The organism is Pseudomonas sp. GL-R-26 (assembly GCF_019947365.1).
Taxonomy (GTDB): domain Bacteria; phylum Pseudomonadota; class Gammaproteobacteria; order Pseudomonadales; family Pseudomonadaceae; genus Aquipseudomonas.
The window spans coordinates 50305-67429 of the sequence record NZ_JAGYGI010000030.1; the positions used below are offsets into that span (position 1 = coordinate 50305).

A 17125-nucleotide genomic window follows, 5' to 3' on the forward strand; every position below is an offset into this window, starting at 1 on the left:
ACTGACTAACGCTGGCGGTCGTGCGAGACTGTTTGTCCGGGCGGGAGGCCCGGGAGCCTTTTGTCTGGAGTCCCCATGTCGCTGTCCACCGGGCTGATTGCCGTCGTCGCCCTGGCCTATATGGCCATCATGTTCGCCATCGCCTTCTATGGCGACCGTCGCAGCGCGCCCTTGCCGCCGCGTGTGCGGGCCTGGGTGTACAGCCTGTCGCTGGCGGTCTATTGCACCAGCTGGACCTTTTTCGGCGCGGTGGGCCAGGCCGCCGAACAGCTCTGGTCGTTCCTGCCGATCTACCTCGGGCCGATCCTGTTGCTGGTCGGCGCGCCGTGGGTCCTGCAAAAAATGGTGATGATCAGCAAACAGGAAAACATCACCTCGATCGCCGACTTCATCGCCGCGCGCTATGGCAAATCCCAGTCGCTGGCGGTGGTAGTGGCGCTGATTTGCCTGGTTGGTGTGTTGCCATACATTGCGCTGCAGCTCAAAGGCATCGTGCTCGGTGTGAACCTGCTGATCGGTGCCGGCGCCGACGCCATGGGCACCCGTGCCCAGGACACCGCGCTGATCGTGTCGCTGGTGCTGGCGCTGTTCACCATAGTCTTCGGTACCCGCAACCTCGACGCCACGGAGCACCACCGCGGCATGGTGCTGGCCATCGCCTTCGAATCATTGGTGAAGCTGTTCGCGTTTCTCGCCGTCGGCGCCTTCGTGACCTACGGCCTGTACGACGGTTTCGACGACCTCTTTGACCAGGCCATGTTGGCGCCGCGACTCGAACAGTACTGGAAGGAAACCATCAACTGGCCGTCGATGGTGGTGCAGACCGGTGTGGCGATGATGGCGATCATTTGCCTGCCACGGCAGTTCCACGTGACCGTTGTCGAGAACATCGACCCTCAGGATCTGCGCCTGGCCAAGTGGGTATTCCCGGCCTACCTCGCCCTCGCCGCTTTGTTTGTCGTGCCGATCGCCCTGGCCGGCCAGATGATGCTGCCCAGCTCGGTGTTGCCGGACTCGTTCGTCATCAGCCTGCCCCTGGCCCAGGCGCATCCGGCGTTGGCCCTGCTGGCATTTATCGGTGGCGCATCGGCGGCCACCGGCATGGTGATCGTGGCCAGCGTGGCGCTGTCGACCATGGTGTCCAACGATATGCTGCTGCCCTGGCTGCTGCGTCGCAACAACGCCGAGCGCCCGTTCGAAGTGTTCCGCCAGTGGATGCTGTCGGTGCGCCGCGTCAGTATCGTGGTCATTCTGCTGCTGGCCTACGTCAGTTATCGCCTGCTGGGCTCGACCGCCAGCCTGGCGACCATTGGCCAGATCGCCTTCGCCGCCGTAACCCAGTTGGCCCCCGCCATGCTCGGTGCGCTGTACTGGAAACAGGCCAACCGCCGCGGTGTTTTCGCTGGCCTCGCCGCAGGCACCTTCCTGTGGTTCTACACCTTGATCCTGCCGATTGCCGCCCTTAGCCTCGGTGTGTCCTTGAGCACGTTCCCGGGGCTGGCCTGGCTGCACAGCAATCCACTGAACCTGCCGATCACCCCGCTGACCCAGGGCGTGGTGCTGTCGCTGGCAGGCAACTTCACGCTGTTCGCCTGGGTCTCGGTGCTGTCGCGCACCCGGGTTTCCGAGCACTGGCAGGCGGGCCGCTTCATCGGCCAGGAAATCAGCGCTCGCCCCAGCGCACGCTCGATGCTTTCAGTGCAGATCGACGACCTGCTGCAACTGGCGGCACGCTTCGTCGGCGAAGAACGTGCCCGTCAAAGCTTTATCCGCTTTGCCTATCGCCAGGGCAAGGGCTTCAACCCGAACCAGAACGCCGACAGTGAATGGATCGCCCATACCGAACGCTTGCTGGCCGGCGTGCTCGGTGCTTCCTCGACCCGCGCGGTGGTAAAGGCCGCCATTGAAGGCCGGGAGATGCAACTGGAGGACGTCGTGCGCATCGCCGACGAAGCCTCGGAGGTACTGCAATTCAACCGTGCCTTGCTGCAAGGCGCCATCGAGAACATCACCCAGGGCATCAGCGTCGTCGACCAGTCGCTGAAGCTGGTGGCCTGGAATCGCCGATACCTGGAGCTGTTCAACTACCCGGACGGCCTGATCAGCGTCGGCCGGCCCATCGCCGACATTATTCGCCACAATGCCGAGCGCGGACTGTGTGGCCCCGGCGAAGCCGAAGTGCACGTCGCGCGTCGCCTGCACTGGATGCGTCAGGGCCGCGCGCATACCTCCGAGCGCCTGTTCCCCAATGGTCGGGTGATCGAGCTGATCGGCAACCCGATGCCGGGCGGCGGCTTCGTCATGAGTTTCACCGACATCACCGCGTTCCGCGAAGCAGAGCAGGCGCTGACCGAAGCCAACGAAGGCCTGGAGCGACGGGTCACCGAACGGACCCACGAATTGTCGCAGCTCAACGTTGCCCTGACCGAAGCCAAGGGCACCGCCGAGGCGGCCAACCAGTCGAAGACCCGTTTCCTCGCAGCCGTCAGCCATGACTTGATGCAACCGTTGAATGCGGCACGGCTGTTCTCCGCCGCCCTCTCCCATCAAGACGATGGGTTGTCCGGCGAAGCGCAGAAACTGGTCGGGCACCTGGACAGCTCGCTGCGCTCGGCCGAGGACTTGATCAGCGACCTGCTGGACATTTCCCGCCTGGAAAACGGCAAGATCAACCCTAATCGCCAGCCATTCGCCCTCAACGAACTGTTCGACACCCTCGGTACAGAGTTCAAGGTGTTGGCGCGAGAACAAAAACTGGAGTTCCGGGTTCGCGCAAGCACGTTGCGGGTCGACAGCGACATCAAACTGTTGCGGCGGATCCTGCAGAACTTCCTGACCAACGCTTTCCGCTACGGCAAAGGGCCGGTGCTGCTGGGGGTTCGCCGACACCAGGACCAACTGTGCCTGGAAGTCTGGGACCGTGGGCCAGGTATTCCGGAAGATAAACTGCAGGTGATTTTCGAAGAGTTCAAGCGCCTCGACAGCCACCAGACACGGGCCGAAAAAGGCCTCGGCCTGGGGCTGGCGATTGCCGACGGGCTATGTCGCGTGCTCGGTCATACCTTGCGCGTACGCTCCTGGCCGGGACGCGGTAGCGTGTTCAGCGTCAGCGTGCCGCTGGCCCGGGCGCAAACCGCAGCACCGGTCAAGGTCGCCGAACTCAATGGCAAATTGCTCAATGGCGCGCAGGTGCTGTGTATCGACAATGAAGACAGCATCCTGATCGGCATGAACAGCCTGCTCAGCCGCTGGGGTTGCCAGGTCTGGACCGCGCGCAATCGCGAGGAATGCGCCGCGTTGCTCGGCGAAGGCATGCGCCCGCAATTGGCGCTGGTGGATTACCACCTCGATCACGGCGAGACCGGAACCGATTTGATGGCGTGGTTGCGCACGCAAATGGGCGAGCCGGTTCCGGGGGTGGTGATCAGCGCCGATGGCCGGCCAGAGACGGTCGACCTGGTGCATGCCGCGGGGCTGGATTACCTGGCCAAACCGGTGAAACCGGCGGCGTTGCGGGCGTTGTTGAGCCGGTACATACCGTTGTAGCGCGGCAGCTAACGCTTGCCCCCTCGCCACAGTAATAAGCAGTCGACCGGGGCTATTCCGGCAACTCGACCAACCCATCCACATCAGTCATCGCCCGCTCCAGCAAGTCCGCCGGCAGGCTCTTGCTCGCCCGCGCGCCCAGCAGCTTGAGTTGTTCACTGCGACTGACCAGGTTGCCGCGCCCCTCTGTCAGCTTGTTGCGTGCCGAACTGTAGGCCTTGTCCAGTTGCTGCAGGCGATTGCCGACTTCGTCCAGATCCTGAATGAACAGCACGAACTTGTCGTACAGCCACCCGGCCCGCTCGGCGATTTCCCGGGCATTCTGGCTCTGGCGCTCCTGCTTCCACAGGCTGTCGATGACACGCAGGGTCGCCAACAATGTGGTGGGGCTGACGATCACGATGTTGCGATCGAACGCCTCTTGGAACAGCGTCGGCTCAGCCTGCAACGCGGCAGAAAACGCCGCCTCGATCGGCACGAAGAGCAACACGAAATCCAGGCTGTGCAAGCCATCGAGGCGCTTGTAATCCTTGCCGGCCAAGCCTTTGACGTGATTGCGCAACGACAGCACGTGCTGCTTGATGGCGATCTGGCCGATGGCCTCGTCTTCGGCCGCGACGTATTGCTGATAGGCCGTCAGGCTGACCTTGGAATCGACCACCACCTGCTTGTCGCCCGGCAGATAAATGATCACGTCCGGCTGGAAGCGCTCGCCGTCCGGTCCCTTGAGATTGACCTGAGTCTGGTACTCGCGGCCCTTCTCCAGCCCTGCATGCTCAAGCACGCGCTCAAGGATCAGTTCGCCCCAATTGCCCTGGGTCTTCTGCCCTTTCAAGGCGCGGGTCAAGTTGGTGGCTTCATCGCTCAGGCGCAAATTCAGCTGTTGAAGGCGCTCCAGCTCCTTGGCCAAGGAGAAACGCTCACGGGCCTCGTTCTGATAGCTTTCCTCGACTCGTTTTTCGAAGGACTGGATGCGTTCCTTGAGTGGATCGAGCAACTGCCCCAGACGCTGCTGGCTGGTTTCGGCAAAGCGCTGCTCGCGCTCATCGAAAATTTTCCCCGCCAGCTCGGCGAACTGCGCGCGCAACTCGTCCCGCGAACCTTGCAGGTCGTTGAGGCGCTGCTGATGGCTGTCCTGTTGCTCGCGCAATTCGGCGTTGAGCGACGCTGCCTGGGCATCCAGACGGCGCAATTCGGCTTCTTTGCCGGCGCGTTCGATATTCCACGCATGGGCCGCATCCCGGGCGTCGTCGCGCTCGATCTGCAGCAATTCGACTTCACGACGCAGCGCAGCCAGGTCAGCCTGTTTGGCGGCGTTGGCCTGGGTCAGGTCAGCCGCTTCATCGCGGCTGGATTCGAGCTGGGCATTCAAGCCGTCCTGCGCCAGTTGCGCCATGGCCAGACGTTCTTGCAGCAGCGCGACATCGGCTTGCGTGGTGCTGGCCCGACGCTGCAGTTGCCAGGCCAATACCAGCAACGGCAACGCTGCCCCTGCCAGACCCAGCAATATGCTGGTCAAGTCCATTGCCATAGCCATTCCTGCCATTCGGATAAAGCCTGAAGGTTAACCAAGAGGTCCGGTCTTGGACAGCTCAGTCTTCGATCAGCCCCAGTTCCTGTTGAGCGCGGTGATCGCCTGCCCGAGCGGCCTGACGCAACAGGTCCTGACCGATCCGGCGGTCCCGGGCATTCCCGCATTCGCGGCACATCAACTGGCCAAGACGGCTTTGCGCAGCCACCACGCCTTCACGGGCCGGTTGCTTGAGCAGACGTCCGGCGATGTGTTTGACGTTACGGTTTTCGCCCAGATGCGGACTGTCCAACAGCCACTCCGCCACGCGCATGGAAAAGCGCTTGGTAGGGGCAACAGAGGGCGGTGTGGAGGAAGAGGAAACAGAGGCTGAGCGAAACTTCATAAAGCACTGTGGGGCAGATCAGAAGGCGCGCAACTTTACTCTCTTTTTCTTACAGGTAAAGCTGAAAATATCCCGGCACGCCCGTCCTAGAGCAAGCGCTCGGGACAATCCACAGAAGCTGTGGATAACTCAGTGGACAACCGCCTTCGAACCCGCTCAAAGCCCTGTGGAATGGGGCTCGCAGTCAAACTGACGATTTTTTCACCAGTAAAAAAAAGCGATGTTTTTCATTGACTTAAATTTTGGTTACAGGCAGCCATTACGCTTGAACGTGAGATGACAGCAGGGTGACAGACCGCGCAACTAATGTGCACAAGTGCCTTTGCGATGGTTATATCGACGCCCTTTTTCGGCGCATATTTTTGTCGTGCCTGGGGATAAGCCTTGGCAAACCCGGTGCCTGGACGGCTGCGTTGCTACAAACTTCGATGACCAGTGGTCGGTTTGTGTCCCGAAACAGGGCGTATCAATCCCGGGCCGCGTAGCTTTGTACGCACCTCTACGAAGGCAAAACAGCCCGATCAGGCACCTACCGGGAAATTCTTTTCGCTAACACACTTCCATTGGCCAGTTCAATCCGTTAGTATCCGCGGCGTTAGTACCAAGCTGAAAGTCAATTCTGGTCGAACAAATCCCCCCGGTCAGCCTTCCCAACGGAAGCCTCCACCGAACAAGCGGGATCGACCACCTCGATGGTTTCCAGGTAAATCTTGCGCCAACACAACCTTTGAATCGAAAGCAAAGGGTGTTGCTCCGCCTGTCTACTCTGCTCGAACCAACCTGCAAATTGATCAGGATCTTCACCCCGGGCCCAGAACCTTTGCCCTTGATGTGTTGCCTGCCCTCCTAAGTACCTACCTGCCAGCCCAAGCGCGCCAACTTATCAGCGCTTCAAACTGGCTGCTTTGTTCCAGTCGGGTTCTTCGTTCGATCAATGGTGATCGACGTTACTGGAACGTTTTAACGTTGCACGGTTCTTATCCGTGTCATTTGTAGGAACACCCAATAATGTCTACTCAAATCCACACTCAGGATGCCATTCGCACCCTAACCAACGCTTTTGCACCAATGAACTGCCTGATCATGGCCGCTCGCAAAGGCTGCTTCAGCTTCACCTTGGTCAACGAACACGGTATCGCTCGTCACAGCGAACGCCTGTACCCCGATCAATACTCCAGCGCCGAGCCGCTGCAGGCCGTGATCGAGCGTACCCGTCAGGCACTGGTTGCCTGAAACGCCAGAAAGGCTGAAAAACCCAAAAGCCCTGCCCGAAAAGCGGGGCTTTTTATTGCCCGATATTTCCTTCCCCTCGAATCACGACTAAGCACGATCCGATATAACGGTTATAACTGGTCGCTGGAAATATTTTAAAAACAGGCCTTTACAGCGCGAATATGACACTACACTTCAACTCAAGCGGCTTGACCCGCTTGCGGCGAGCCTGAGTCGATTCACTGCTGCCAAGCCCCCTTTCAGGTATCGCCGTCCATTTCAGGTTTCGAGGGTTTTATGGGTATCGCTGCCAGCGAACTGTGCCGTTATGTGATTCGTCCGACCTTGATCTACCTCGGACGTCATAGCGCTACTGCCGAATCCCTGCTGCTGGGCATTGCCGCCAGCCAGTCCGCCCTTGGTTCCGCCCTGCATGACCGCCGTGGGCACGGCTTGTACCGCATTGCCGAGCCCCGCCACCAGGCCCTTTGGGACCACTACCTGGCCCTTGATCCGGACCGTGCAAGCCTGGTCCGCGGCCTGGCCAGCCAGCATGCGTTTCTCAGTGGCCCGCACCTCGAATTGACCGTCAACCTGCGTTACGCCACCGCCATCGCCTGGCTGCTGGTGGAAGAACAGAATACCCCCCTCCCCGCCCCTGATGATTTGCTGGGTATGGCCAGGATCTGGCGCCAGACATTTCAGCCCCAGGGACGTCTGCGTGATTTCACTTGCGCCTGGCAGACCTGTGTTTCACCGCTGAATCAGGTAGCCTGCTGACACCTCTGGATCCAAAGATCGCGCAACACGCCGCGAATCTGGTCGGATTGTCCTACAAAACCGCTCTAAATCAAGGCATACAGCCTATGGCGCCGGGACGAAAATGTTGGTAATTTTCGCCCCGGTGATCACCAGGAGTTCTAATAATGAAAAAAGTAATGCTCAAAACCACCCTTAGTCTCGCCGTTGCCATGGCATCCACCCAGATTTTCGCAAGTGGCTTTGCCATCAACGAACAAAGCATCAGCGGGATGGGTACAGGTTTTGCCGGGCGATCTTCCGCTGCCGATGACGCAAGTACAATTTTTGGCAACCCTGCCGGCATGTCCCGCATCAAGCGTGAACAAGTCACCGGCGGTGTTGCGATGCTTGATGCACACACTGACATCAGCCACGCAAGCTCCAGCCCGAACAGCGGCACCAACGACGGCGACATGGTTCCGTTCATCGCCGTCCCTATGGGCTACTACGTCAAGCCAATCGACGACAAGTGGACCTTCGGTGTGGGCGTGTACGCACCGTTCGGCCTGGTAACCGACTACGAAAACAACTTTGCCGGTCGTTACTTCGGTAGCAAGAGCGAAGTTAAAGTCGTCACCCTGCAACCGACCGTCAGCTACGCCTTCAACGACAAGGTCTCGGTCGGTTTCGGCCCAACCATCAACCACATCAACGGCACCCTGGAATCGAACCTGTCGATCCTCGCTGGTCCGCCGGATGGCAAGGTCAAGATCAAAGGCGACGACACCGCGCTGGGCTACAACATCGGTGTGCTGGTTCAAGCCACCGACAGTACTCGCGTTGGCCTGACCTACCACTCGAAAGTAAAGTACGAGCTCGAGGGTGACACCAAGGTCAACTACAACTTGCTGGGCCTGATCGGCCAGAACCCGAACCAGAAGTACGACGCTTCGCTGGACGTGACAACGCCTGAATCGGTGGACTTCTCGGTCACTCACCAGCTCGACGACAAGTGGACTCTTTACGCAGGCAGCACCTGGACCCGCTGGAGCCGCCTGAAAGAAATCACCGTTGAAAACAAAGGTGTTCCGGCTGTTCTGAACGGCCAGTTCGGCACCATCACCGAAGAACAGAACTGGCACGACACCTGGGCTCACGCCATCGGTGCGTCCTACCAGTTGAACAAGCAATGGGTACTGCGTACCGGTCTGTCCGTTGACCAGGCACCGACCAACAACGTCAACCGCTCCCCACGCATCCCGACTGGCGATCGCAAGATTTTCAGCGTGGGCGCCGGCTGGAGCCCGACCGACGATCTGACCATCGACCTGGCGTATTCGTACCTGCGTGAAGAGTCGGTCAATATCCACAACCGCAACGATGCCCCTCGTAACCAGACCTACGACGCCAAGTATGAAAACTCGGCAAACGGTTTCGGTCTCGGCGCGACCTACCGCTTCTGATGATTCATGGCGAGCCTGAACCACTCGCCCGCTGAATCAAAAAAGCCCCGTTCTCTGGTACAGAGGCGGGGCTTTTTAGTGGGTGCGGATCAAGGTTTTGAAGCCAGGGCTTGCTCCACAGCAGCAATGAACTCGGGATCATCGGGCTTGGTCAGGCTGGAAAAATTGGCGATCACCTTACCCTTGCGATCAACCACGTATTTGTAGAAATTCCATTTTGGCGCACTGCTCTGTTCGGCCAGCACCTTGAACAGATGGGTTGCGTCGGCGCCACGTACCGACTGCGGCTCGGTCATAGTGAAAGTCACGCCATAGTTGACGTAACAAACCTTGGCGGTTTCGGCGCCATCCTTTGACTCCTGCTTGAAGTCATTGGACGGAACACCCAGCACTTCCAGCCCCTGCCCTTTGTAACGCTGGTTCAGCGCCTCAAGGCTTTTGAACTGCGGGGCGAACCCGCAGAAGCTCGCAGTATTGACCACCACCAGCGGCTTACCTTCAAACCGTTGGCACAGGTCAATGGATTCCTTGGCGCGCAGCTTTTGAAGTGATCCTTGCAAAAGCTCCGGGCACTCGGCCGCGTAGGCCAGCCCGGTAAACGTCACCAGCAACGCGGGGACTGCAATCCAGCGCATCAGCATGTCGGTGCATCCTTGATAATTCGTCAAAAGCGACGTTACTCGCCCTCGCCGCTCGCTAGCAAGCACCCATGCCCAACTGCATCAGCGCTAGCCCGCCCTGATGCCAGCCCCACCACGACAACGCCAGCAATAAGGCGCAGACGGCGGCTACAGCGATCCGCGGCCAAAGACTGTTCATATCGCACTCATTTGTGATTGCAGACGCTCTACCGGTCGCTCACGTACCGGCCAGTTGAGGGCAGCGGCCAACAGACTCAAGAGAATTGCCACCTGCCAGATCAAGTCATAACTCCCGGTTCGGTCATACACCACGCCACCCAGCCAGCCGCCCAGGAACGAGCCGAGTTGGTGAAACAGGAAAACAATCCCACCGAGCATGGACAGGTTTCGCACGCCAAACAAGGTCGCCACCGTGCCGTTGGTCAACGGCACCGTCGACAGCCACAGGAAGCCCATGGCCATGCCGAACAGGTAAGCCGTGGTGGTCGTCACCGGCGCCCACAGGAACAACGCAATGACAACCGCCCGCAGCAAGTACAGACCGGTGAGCAAACGCGGCTTGGACATGCGCCCGCCGAGCCATCCGGCCGTATAGGTGCCGAAGATGTTGAACAGGCCGATCAGCGCCAGCACCGTGGTGCCGACCGTCGCCGGAAGGTGTTGATCCACCAGATAGGCCGGCAGGTGCACACCGATGAACACCACCTGGAATCCGCACACAAAAAAGCCGAACGCCAGCAGCCAGAATCCGGAATGGGAGCAGGCTTCGCGCAGAGCTTCGCCAAGGGTCTGTTCGTGGCCCAGGACGGGCAGCGGCTTGTCCTTGAGCATGCTCACCAGCGGCACGATCAATGCCACCAGCAAGCCCAGCGCCAGCAACGCCGCGGACCAGCCAAGCCATCCGATCAAACCGAGTGTGCCGGGCAACATCGCAAACTGGCCGAACGAACCGGCCGCACTGGCGATCCCCATGCCCATGCTGCGTTTTTCCGGCGGCACCGCGCGGCCGACCACCCCCAGGATCACCGAGAACGACGTACCGGACAGTCCGATGCCGATCAGCAGGCCCGCGCTCAGGGACAGGGTCATTGCCGAGTCGGAGAGCCCCATGCAAATCAGCCCGGCCGCGTACAGGACGCCACCGATCAGCACCACTTTTGCCGCGCCGAAGCGGTCGGCCAGGGCACCGGTGAACGGCTGTGCGAGCCCCCAGATCAGGTTCTGCAGGGCGATAGCGAAGGCAAAGACTTCACGCCCCCAACCGAACTCGGCGCTCATCGGCGCCAGAAACAGCCCGAAGCCATGTCGAACGCCCAGCGACAACGCAAGGATCAGCGCACTCCCCAACAGAACCCAGCCGCATGTACGCCACATCGATGTCATTGTTGTTCTCCGGTAGCGGGTATATACCCGCTTATGATCGGAAAAACCGGCATCATGCCAGTTCGTCCAGCAGCTTCAATAAGGTTTCGCGCTTCTCGGCGCCAAGGCGATCGATCAAGCGTTGCTGTGCGGCTTCCCAGGCCGGCAAGGCAGCCTTGAGGCGCTCAGCCCCGGCCTCGGTCAGCAGAACGATGCGGTTGCGCATGTCCTCGCCTTCGACCAGCGTCACCAGGCCATCACCCTCCAGCACCCGCAAATTGCGCCCCAGGGTGCTGCGATCCAGGCCCATGGCCTCGGCCAGGGTCGAGATGCTCGGCTGGTCCAGACGTTGCAGGTTGCACAGCAAAGAATACTGCGCAACGTTGATCCCGAAGCCATCGAGAGCGCCGTCGTAGTGCCTGCTGACGCCACGGGCGGCGCGACGCAGGTTGATGCATAAACATTGAGAGTCGAGCATGGTGCGTGTATATACCCGCGAGTCGCTTAAATCAAGTGGCATGGGGCTTGTTCAGTGATTGGGCTGTGCCCCGAAGATCGCTATCGCGAGCAGGCAGGAACGCTCAACACAACCCGATCAGGCCAGCGCCAAGCCTACCAGCACTGCAACTTCCAGCAACTCCAGCATCGCGCCCGCCGTGTCCCCTGTCGTGCCGCCCAGGCGCCGCAACATCACCTGGCGCAGCCAGACAAACCCCAGCGCCGCCAACACCACCGCCAGCGCACCGCTGACGCCTGCAATCAACACACAAGCCAGCGCACTGACCGCCAACACCTGCTTGCCCGCCGAACGCGGGAGATGATCGGCCAATGCCTGGCCCAGGCCACCGGCACGCACATACGGCGTAGTCAGGAACAAGCCGAGCAATGCGCTACGACCGATCAACGGCACGATGATCAATGCCAGTGAATGCGGCTGTTCGATCAGCGCCAGCAGCGCGGTGAACTTGAGCAACAACACCAGCACCAGCGTCACCACAGCGATCGGCCCGCTGCGCGGGTCTTTCATAATCGTCAGCGTACGCTCGCGGTCGCCAAAACCACCAAGCCAGGCATCAGCGCTGTCCGCCAGGCCATCGAGATGCAAGCCGCCGCTGAGCAGCACCCAAAGGCTCAGCAACAGTGCCGCGTGCAACAAGGTCGGCGTGCCTAGCAACAGCCAGTTGACCGCCCACAGAATCGCGCCAAAGAGTAATCCCACCAGCGGATAAAACAGCAGCGACCGCCCCAGTTCCCTGGGCTCAGGCATACCAGGCAGGCGAATCGGCAGGCTGCTGAGAAATTGCAGGGCGATCCAGAATGGCAACATGGTCAGAGCACTTCCTTCAACACGCCCGCAGGCTCCACCGTCAGCGAAAACAGCGCGCCATGCCCGACCTCAACGTTGAGCAGTTGCTCCCGTGGCAGCCCGCGCGCTTGTGCCAGCAACAGGCGCATCACACCGCCATGGCTGATCAGCAGAATGCGCTCACCGGCACAGGTCGCGTGCAAACGCTTCAGCGCTGCCAGCACCCGTGTCGAAAAGTCTGCAACCGGCTCACCTTGAGGTGGCGTGAACGAATATGGATCGGCCCAGAACAAACCCAGGGCCTGCGCGTCGGTTTCCATCAACGCTGCCGCGCTCTGCCCTTCCCAGGCGCCGAAATGCAGCTCTTGCAGGTCTTTATCCAGTTGCACCGGCACGCCCAATTGCGCACCGAGCTCCTCGGCAAACCGTGCACAACGCTGCAAGGGTGAACTGACCAGCCGATCCCACGGCCCTTGCCCGACCACGGCGGCGCGCATCTGCGCCCAGCCCGTGTCGGTCAACGCATCATCGATACTGCCGCGCAAGCCGCCGCCAAGTTCGGTTTCACCGTGACGCAACAGATCCACGCGCAAGGTCATGCCGGACGATCTGCCACGGCGGCTTCGGCGAAGGTCGCCATCTGCCCGTGCAGGTCGCACGCCAGGCGCAGCAGCGGCACTGCCAATGCCGCGCCACTGCCTTCGCCAAGCCGCAGACCGAGATCGAGCAACGGCTGTGCATTCAGGGTTTCCAGCACATGACGATGCCCCGGCTCGGCGCCACGATGGCCGAACAACAACCACTGACGGCACTCAGGATTCAAGCGTACTGCGACCAGCGCCGCGACACTGCAAATGAAGCCGTCCACCAGCACCGCGACACCTTCTTGGGCACAGGCGAGATAGGCACCGACCAACGCGGCGATCTCAAAACCGCCGAGGTTGAACAGGGTCTGCAAGGCATCGCCACGTTGCGCGCCATGCAATGCCAGGGCGCGCTCGATCACTTGGGCCTTGTGGCTGACACCTTCGGCATTGAGCCCGGTGCCAGGCCCGGTCAAATGCACCACTGGGCAATCGAGCAGCGCGCACGCCAGGGCGCTGGCGGCGGTGGTATTACCGATGCCCATTTCGCCACCGATAAACAACTGCGCACCAGTGGCAATTGCCCGCTGCACGCTGTCACGGCCGGCCTGCAGGGCGAGTTGCCCCTGGGCTTCGGTCATGGCCGGTCCCTGTACAAAATTTGCCGTGCCCGGGCCGACATTCAGGTGAAGTACACCCGGCAGGTTCAGCGACGGCGTTACCGTGCCAAGGTCAACCACCTCAAGGGAAGCGCCCAGTTGCCGCGCCAATACGCTGATCGCGGCACCACCGCTGACGAAGTTGAGCAGCATCTGCCCGGTCACTTCCTGGGGAAACGCCGACACACCCTCGGCGACGACGCCGTGGTCACCGGCAAAAATCGCGATCCACACCTGCTCCAAGCTTGGCTTGACCCGCCCCTGCAAGCCCGCCAGTTGCACCGCCACCGCTTCCAGCTGGCCAAGGGAGCCAGCCGGTTTGGTCAGTTGCTGTTGCCGCGCCTGAGCCTGTTCCACCACTTGGGTATCGACCGGCTTACACGGGTTCAGCCACCAGGATTGAGTCATAACGCAGTTCCTTTCAGAGTCAGGGGCAGGCCGGCGACGGTCAGGACGACACGCTGACAACGCTCAGCCAGAGCTTGATGCAGCCAACCGGCTTCATCGACATAGCGGCGAGTCAATTCGCCCAGCGGCACGACACCCATTCCGGTCTCGTTGCTGACAAAAATGATTTCACCCGGCAGCGACGCCAGGCAGTCCAGCAAGGCATCACGCTCGGCTTGCAAGCGCTCGGCATCGTCGAGCATTAGCAGATTGGTGAGCCACAGGGTCAGGCAATCCACCAGCAGGCAGCGGTCGGCACGGGCGGATTCGCACAGCACCCGGGCCAGTTCCAGCGGTTCTTCGATCAACGCCCATTCGGCAGGACGACGGGCGCGGTGATGGGCCACCCGCTCGCTCATTTCTCCGTCCAGTGGCTGGCTGGTGGCGATGTAGGTCACGGCCAGGGCGCTGTCGATGGCGAGCTTTTCAGCCAGGCGACTCTTGCCGGAGCGGGCGCCGCCGAGGATCAGTTGGAGCATGGTTGTTTCCCTAGAATTTTCGGTGAGGCGACTGCCCTCTTCGCGGGCAAGCCCGCTCCCACAGTGTTACGAGGTGTACTCAAATTTCATGGTCAACCCAAATCTCTGTGGGAGCGGCGATGCGGCGATCCGACTTGCCCGCGATGAGGCCATTGCAGACACCTCAAATCCCGCAGAGATGCCGCAACAACCCGGTATCCAGATGCTTCTCCACCAGATCCGCCAGCCGCTCGATATCGCGCTCGCGCAGCCCGTGATAATCCACGTCCTGCACCTCCTGCAAACCCGCCCAGCGCAGCAGCGCACTGCACGCCGCCGGCGATTCGAACAGCCCGTGCAGGTAGGTGCCGAAAATCTGCCCGTCAGCACTTTGCGCACCATCACAGCGGCCGTCATCCAGTTGCACGGCGGCGTTTTCCAGCGCCGGCCCGGTGGTCACGCCGGCATGAATTTCATAACCCGCCACCGGCGCATCTTCCAGCGCCAGGCGACCACGCACATTGCGCAACTGCTTCTCTTGTTCGAGCCGGGTCTGGAACGCCAGCAGCCCCAAACCGGCACTGGAACCCGGCGCACCTTCAAGACCCAGCGGATCATGCACCTGCTCACCGAGCATCTGCAGGCCGCCACAGATCCCCAGCAGTTTCCCGCCGTAACGCAGGTGCCGGGCGATGGCGGTGTCCCAGCCGTTGGCCCGCAGGTACGCGAGGTCGCTGCGCACACTTTTCGAGCCGGGAAGAATGATCAGGTCGGTGGGCGGAATCGCCTGGCCGGGGCCGATGAATTGCAGGTCCACTTGCGGATGCAGGCGCAGCGGATCGAAATCGGTGTGATTGCTGATGCGCGGCAGCACCGGCACCACCACCTTCAGCACCTGTTCGGCTTTGTCGGTCTGGCGTTGATCGATGCCGTCCTCGGCCTCCAGGTGCAGGTCCATCACGTACGGCAGCACACCGATCACCGGTTTGCCGGTGCGCTCTTCGAGCCAGTCGAGACCGGGTTGCAGCAACGCGATGTCGCCACGAAAACGATTGATGACGAACCCTTTGACCCGCGCCTGTTCGCTCGGCGACAGTAGTTCGAGGGTACCGACCAGATGGGCGAAAACCCCGCCGCGATTGATATCGGCAATCAGCAGCACCGGGCAATCCACCGCTTCGGCGAAGCCCATGTTGGCGATGTCCCCGGCCCGCAGATTGATTTCCGCCGGCGAGCCTGCGCCCTCGACCATCACCAGCGGATAGGCCGCGCTCAAGCGCTCGTGGGAGGCCAGCACCGCTTGCATGGCGATGGTTTTGTAGTCGTGATAGGCGACGGCGTTCATGGTCGTGACGGCGCGGCCATGGATGATCACCTGGGCACCGGTGTCACTGTTGGGCTTGAGCAACACCGGGTTCATGTCAGTGTGCGGTTCAAGGTTCGCGGCCTGGGCCTGGACCGCCTGGGCGCGGCCAATCTCGCCACCGTCGGCGGTCACCGCACTGTTGAGGGCCATGTTCTGCGGTTTGAACGGCACCACCCTTACACCCTGACGCGTGACCCAACGGCACAGCGCAGTCACCAGCGTGCTTTTGCCGGCATCCGATGTGGTGCCCTGCACCATCAGCGTGGTCATTGGTTTTCCTTCGGGAATTCTTCGAATGCCTGCGCCAGTCGCACCCAGGCGATTTCGTCACCGGGCAAGCCGAATCGCAGGCTGCTGTTGTGCGTGAACAACCGCAGGAGAATGCCGCGCCGGGCCATGAACTCATGCAGTTCTTCGGCGCGCTCGGTGATCAGCCACTGGAACAGCGCACAACCGCCCTGGGGCTCGAAGCCGTGTTGCGCCAGCAACGACTCAAGGCGCTCGCTGGCCTCCTCGGTGCGCACCCGTTGCGCCGTTTGCGCCTCGGTATCGCGCAGGCAGGCCTGGCCCACTACCCGGGTTGCCCCGCTCACGGCCCAGGGACCCACTTGTTCAGCCAGCAACTTGAGCAACTTACGCTCGGCCAGCACAAACCCCAGGCGCACACCGGCCAGACCGAAAAACTTGCCGAACGAGCGCAAGACGATCAATCCGACTTGATGGGCAAACGGCGCCAGGCTCAGTTGCGGCGTGTTATCCATGAACGCTTCGTCCACCACCAGCCAGCCACCGCGCTGGGCCAGTCGCGTGTGCCAGTCGAGCAGGCGACTGGGGGTGAGGCTCAGGCCCGTGGGGTTATTCGGATTGACCACCACCAGCACGTCGAAACTGTCGATAAAGAAGTCGACTTCCTGCTCCAGCACTTCACGCACGATGTAGCCGTTGCGACGCCACGCTTCGGCGTGTTCGGCGTAACAGGGTGACAGCACGCCGACCTTGCCCGCCCGACGCAATCGCGGTAGCAGTTGAATCGCCATTTGCGAGCCGGCCACCGGCAATGCCTGCAGGGTGCCGTAGTAATCACAGGCGGCCAGCTCAAGGCCGTCGTCCGCCTCCGGCAAACGGGCCCAGGCTCGCAGCGGAATATCCGGCACCGAGAACGGCCAGGGTGCAAGCCCCGTGGACAGGTCCAGCCAGTCGGCTTCATCTATGCCGTATTCGAGCGCCGCCTTGCGCAGTCGCCCACCGTGCTCAAGCATAAAATTCGGCCCCCAGGCAGAGAATCAGCAGCCATAACCATACCCCGCGCTGGACCAATTGCCAGCCTCGGTCAATGGAGTCGGCATCCGCCGGCACACCTTCGCCCAACTGCGGACGCTGATGCAGTTCGCCGTGATAAATCGCCGCCCCACCCAACTCGACGC

Annotated in this window: 16 protein-coding genes and 1 pseudogene; 4 read left to right on the forward strand and 13 right to left on the reverse strand. The window is 61.2% G+C overall.

Features of this window, described 5'->3' with window-relative positions:
- Nucleotides 1-75: 75 nt before the first annotated feature.
- Nucleotides 76-3546, forward strand: coding sequence for a PAS domain-containing hybrid sensor histidine kinase/response regulator (locus KGA96_RS24560; protein ID WP_223467116.1), 3471 nt, complete (start codon nt 76-78; stop codon nt 3544-3546).
- Between the two features lie 52 nt (nt 3547-3598).
- On the opposite strand, the gene rmuC is transcribed toward KGA96_RS24560, so the two are convergent.
- Together rmuC and KGA96_RS24570 are read right to left on the reverse strand one after the other, a co-directional pair.
- The gene (rmuC, locus tag KGA96_RS24565; protein WP_162252406.1) at nt 3599-4963 is read right to left on the reverse strand and encodes a DNA recombination protein RmuC; all 1365 of its coding nucleotides are present in this window, start codon (nt 4961-4963) and stop codon (nt 3599-3601) included.
- Nucleotides 4964-5138: 175 nt separating this feature from the next.
- A complete protein-coding gene (locus KGA96_RS24570) occupies nt 5139-5462 on the reverse strand; it encodes a hypothetical protein (protein ID WP_080925238.1) in 324 nt (107 codons plus the stop codon).
- Between the two features lie 1008 nt (nt 5463-6470).
- Here KGA96_RS24570 and KGA96_RS24575 point away from each other — a divergent pair.
- The 3 genes from KGA96_RS24575 to KGA96_RS24585 all read left to right on the forward strand — a co-directional run bounded on the left by KGA96_RS24575 (nt 6471) and on the right by KGA96_RS24585 (nt 8878).
- Nucleotides 6471-6695 (forward strand): hypothetical protein, encoded by a 225-nt coding sequence (locus KGA96_RS24575; RefSeq protein WP_007898912.1) that lies wholly within the window; start codon nt 6471-6473, stop codon nt 6693-6695.
- A gap of 276 nt (nt 6696-6971) precedes the next feature.
- Nucleotides 6972-7454 carry a hypothetical protein gene (locus tag KGA96_RS24580; RefSeq protein ID WP_046037615.1) on the forward strand — a complete coding sequence of 161 codons (483 nt, stop codon included), beginning with the start codon at nt 6972-6974 and terminating at the stop codon, nt 7452-7454.
- Nucleotides 7455-7600: 146 nt separating this feature from the next.
- Nucleotides 7601-8878, forward strand: coding sequence for an OmpP1/FadL family transporter (locus KGA96_RS24585; RefSeq protein ID WP_046037616.1), 1278 nt, complete (start codon nt 7601-7603; stop codon nt 8876-8878).
- Between the two features lie 89 nt (nt 8879-8967).
- Here the strand turns inward: KGA96_RS24585 and KGA96_RS24590 are convergent, their stop codons facing one another.
- The 11 genes and pseudogenes from KGA96_RS24590 to KGA96_RS24635 all read right to left on the reverse strand — a co-directional run.
- Entirely contained in the window at nt 8968-9519 is a 552-nt protein-coding gene (locus KGA96_RS24590; protein WP_046037617.1) for a glutathione peroxidase, read from the reverse strand.
- 55 nt (nt 9520-9574) lie between these two features.
- The gene (locus KGA96_RS29675; RefSeq protein ID WP_007977581.1) at nt 9575-9697 is read right to left on the reverse strand and encodes a hypothetical protein; all 123 of its coding nucleotides are present in this window, start codon (nt 9695-9697) and stop codon (nt 9575-9577) included.
- Nucleotides 9694-10902, reverse strand: a complete 1209-nt coding sequence (locus KGA96_RS24595) for an MFS transporter (protein WP_046037618.1) — start codon at nt 10900-10902, stop codon at nt 9694-9696. Before KGA96_RS24595 ends, KGA96_RS29675 begins: the two co-directional genes overlap by 4 nt.
- Before the next feature lie 52 nt (nt 10903-10954).
- Nucleotides 10955-11359, reverse strand: coding sequence for a MarR family winged helix-turn-helix transcriptional regulator (locus KGA96_RS24600; protein WP_046037619.1), 405 nt, complete (start codon nt 11357-11359; stop codon nt 10955-10957).
- 117 nt (nt 11360-11476) lie between these two features.
- On the reverse strand, nt 11477-12208 hold the full coding sequence (locus tag KGA96_RS24605) for an adenosylcobinamide-GDP ribazoletransferase (protein ID WP_046037620.1): 732 nt from the start codon (nt 12206-12208) through the stop codon (nt 11477-11479).
- A gap of 2 nt (nt 12209-12210) precedes the next feature.
- The gene (gene cobC, locus KGA96_RS24610) at nt 12211-12786 is read right to left on the reverse strand and encodes an alpha-ribazole phosphatase family protein (RefSeq protein ID WP_223467133.1); all 576 of its coding nucleotides are present in this window, start codon (nt 12784-12786) and stop codon (nt 12211-12213) included.
- Nucleotides 12783-13838 (reverse strand): nicotinate-nucleotide--dimethylbenzimidazole phosphoribosyltransferase, encoded by a 1056-nt coding sequence (gene cobT, locus KGA96_RS24615; RefSeq protein ID WP_223515192.1) that lies wholly within the window; start codon nt 13836-13838, stop codon nt 12783-12785. Before cobT ends, cobC begins: the two co-directional genes overlap by 4 nt.
- Complete coding sequence (gene cobU, locus KGA96_RS24620; RefSeq protein ID WP_223467137.1) at nt 13835-14356, reverse strand: bifunctional adenosylcobinamide kinase/adenosylcobinamide-phosphate guanylyltransferase; 522 nt, start codon at nt 14354-14356, stop codon at nt 13835-13837. The genes cobT and cobU overlap by 4 nt, the downstream gene beginning before the upstream one ends.
- 163 nt (nt 14357-14519) lie before the next feature.
- Nucleotides 14520-15971, reverse strand: coding sequence for a cobyric acid synthase (locus tag KGA96_RS24625; RefSeq protein ID WP_046037624.1), 1452 nt, complete (start codon nt 15969-15971; stop codon nt 14520-14522).
- A complete protein-coding gene (gene cobD / locus KGA96_RS24630) occupies nt 15968-16960 on the reverse strand; it encodes a threonine-phosphate decarboxylase CobD (RefSeq protein ID WP_046037625.1) in 993 nt (330 codons plus the stop codon). Before cobD ends, KGA96_RS24625 begins: the two co-directional genes overlap by 4 nt.
- A pseudogene (locus tag KGA96_RS24635) lies at nt 16953-17125 on the reverse strand (cobalamin biosynthesis protein); the annotation flags it as partial. The pseudogene KGA96_RS24635 and the gene cobD, both read right to left, overlap by 8 nt.

Bases quoted from the DNA above. Each gene is read 5' to 3' on its own strand.
- KGA96_RS24560 (WP_223467116.1), top strand. From the start codon at position 76: ATGTCGCTGTCCACCGGGCTGATTGCCGTCGTCGCCCTGGCCTATATG.
- KGA96_RS24570 (WP_080925238.1), bottom strand. From the start codon at position 5,462: ATGAAGTTTCGCTCAGCCTCTGTTTCCTCTTCCTCCACACCGCCCTCT.
- KGA96_RS24575 (WP_007898912.1), top strand. From the start codon at position 6,471: ATGTCTACTCAAATCCACACTCAGGATGCCATTCGCACCCTAACCAAC.
- KGA96_RS24580 (WP_046037615.1), top strand. From the start codon at position 6,972: ATGGGTATCGCTGCCAGCGAACTGTGCCGTTATGTGATTCGTCCGACC.
- KGA96_RS24585 (WP_046037616.1), top strand. From the start codon at position 7,601: ATGAAAAAAGTAATGCTCAAAACCACCCTTAGTCTCGCCGTTGCCATG.
- KGA96_RS24590 (WP_046037617.1), bottom strand. From the start codon at position 9,519: ATGCTGATGCGCTGGATTGCAGTCCCCGCGTTGCTGGTGACGTTTACC.
- KGA96_RS29675 (WP_007977581.1), bottom strand. From the start codon at position 9,697: ATGAACAGTCTTTGGCCGCGGATCGCTGTAGCCGCCGTCTGCGCCTTA.
- KGA96_RS24595 (WP_046037618.1), bottom strand. From the start codon at position 10,902: ATGACATCGATGTGGCGTACATGCGGCTGGGTTCTGTTGGGGAGTGCG.
- KGA96_RS24600 (WP_046037619.1), bottom strand. From the start codon at position 11,359: ATGCTCGACTCTCAATGTTTATGCATCAACCTGCGTCGCGCCGCCCGT.
- KGA96_RS24605 (WP_046037620.1), bottom strand. From the start codon at position 12,208: ATGTTGCCATTCTGGATCGCCCTGCAATTTCTCAGCAGCCTGCCGATT.
- cobC (WP_223467133.1), bottom strand. From the start codon at position 12,786: ATGACCTTGCGCGTGGATCTGTTGCGTCACGGTGAAACCGAACTTGGC.
- cobT (WP_223515192.1), bottom strand. From the start codon at position 13,838: ATGACTCAATCCTGGTGGCTGAACCCGTGTAAGCCGGTCGATACCCAA.
- cobU (WP_223467137.1), bottom strand. From the start codon at position 14,356: ATGCTCCAACTGATCCTCGGCGGCGCCCGCTCCGGCAAGAGTCGCCTG.
- KGA96_RS24625 (WP_046037624.1), bottom strand. From the start codon at position 15,971: ATGACCACGCTGATGGTGCAGGGCACCACATCGGATGCCGGCAAAAGC.
- cobD (WP_046037625.1), bottom strand. From the start codon at position 16,960: ATGCTTGAGCACGGTGGGCGACTGCGCAAGGCGGCGCTCGAATACGGC.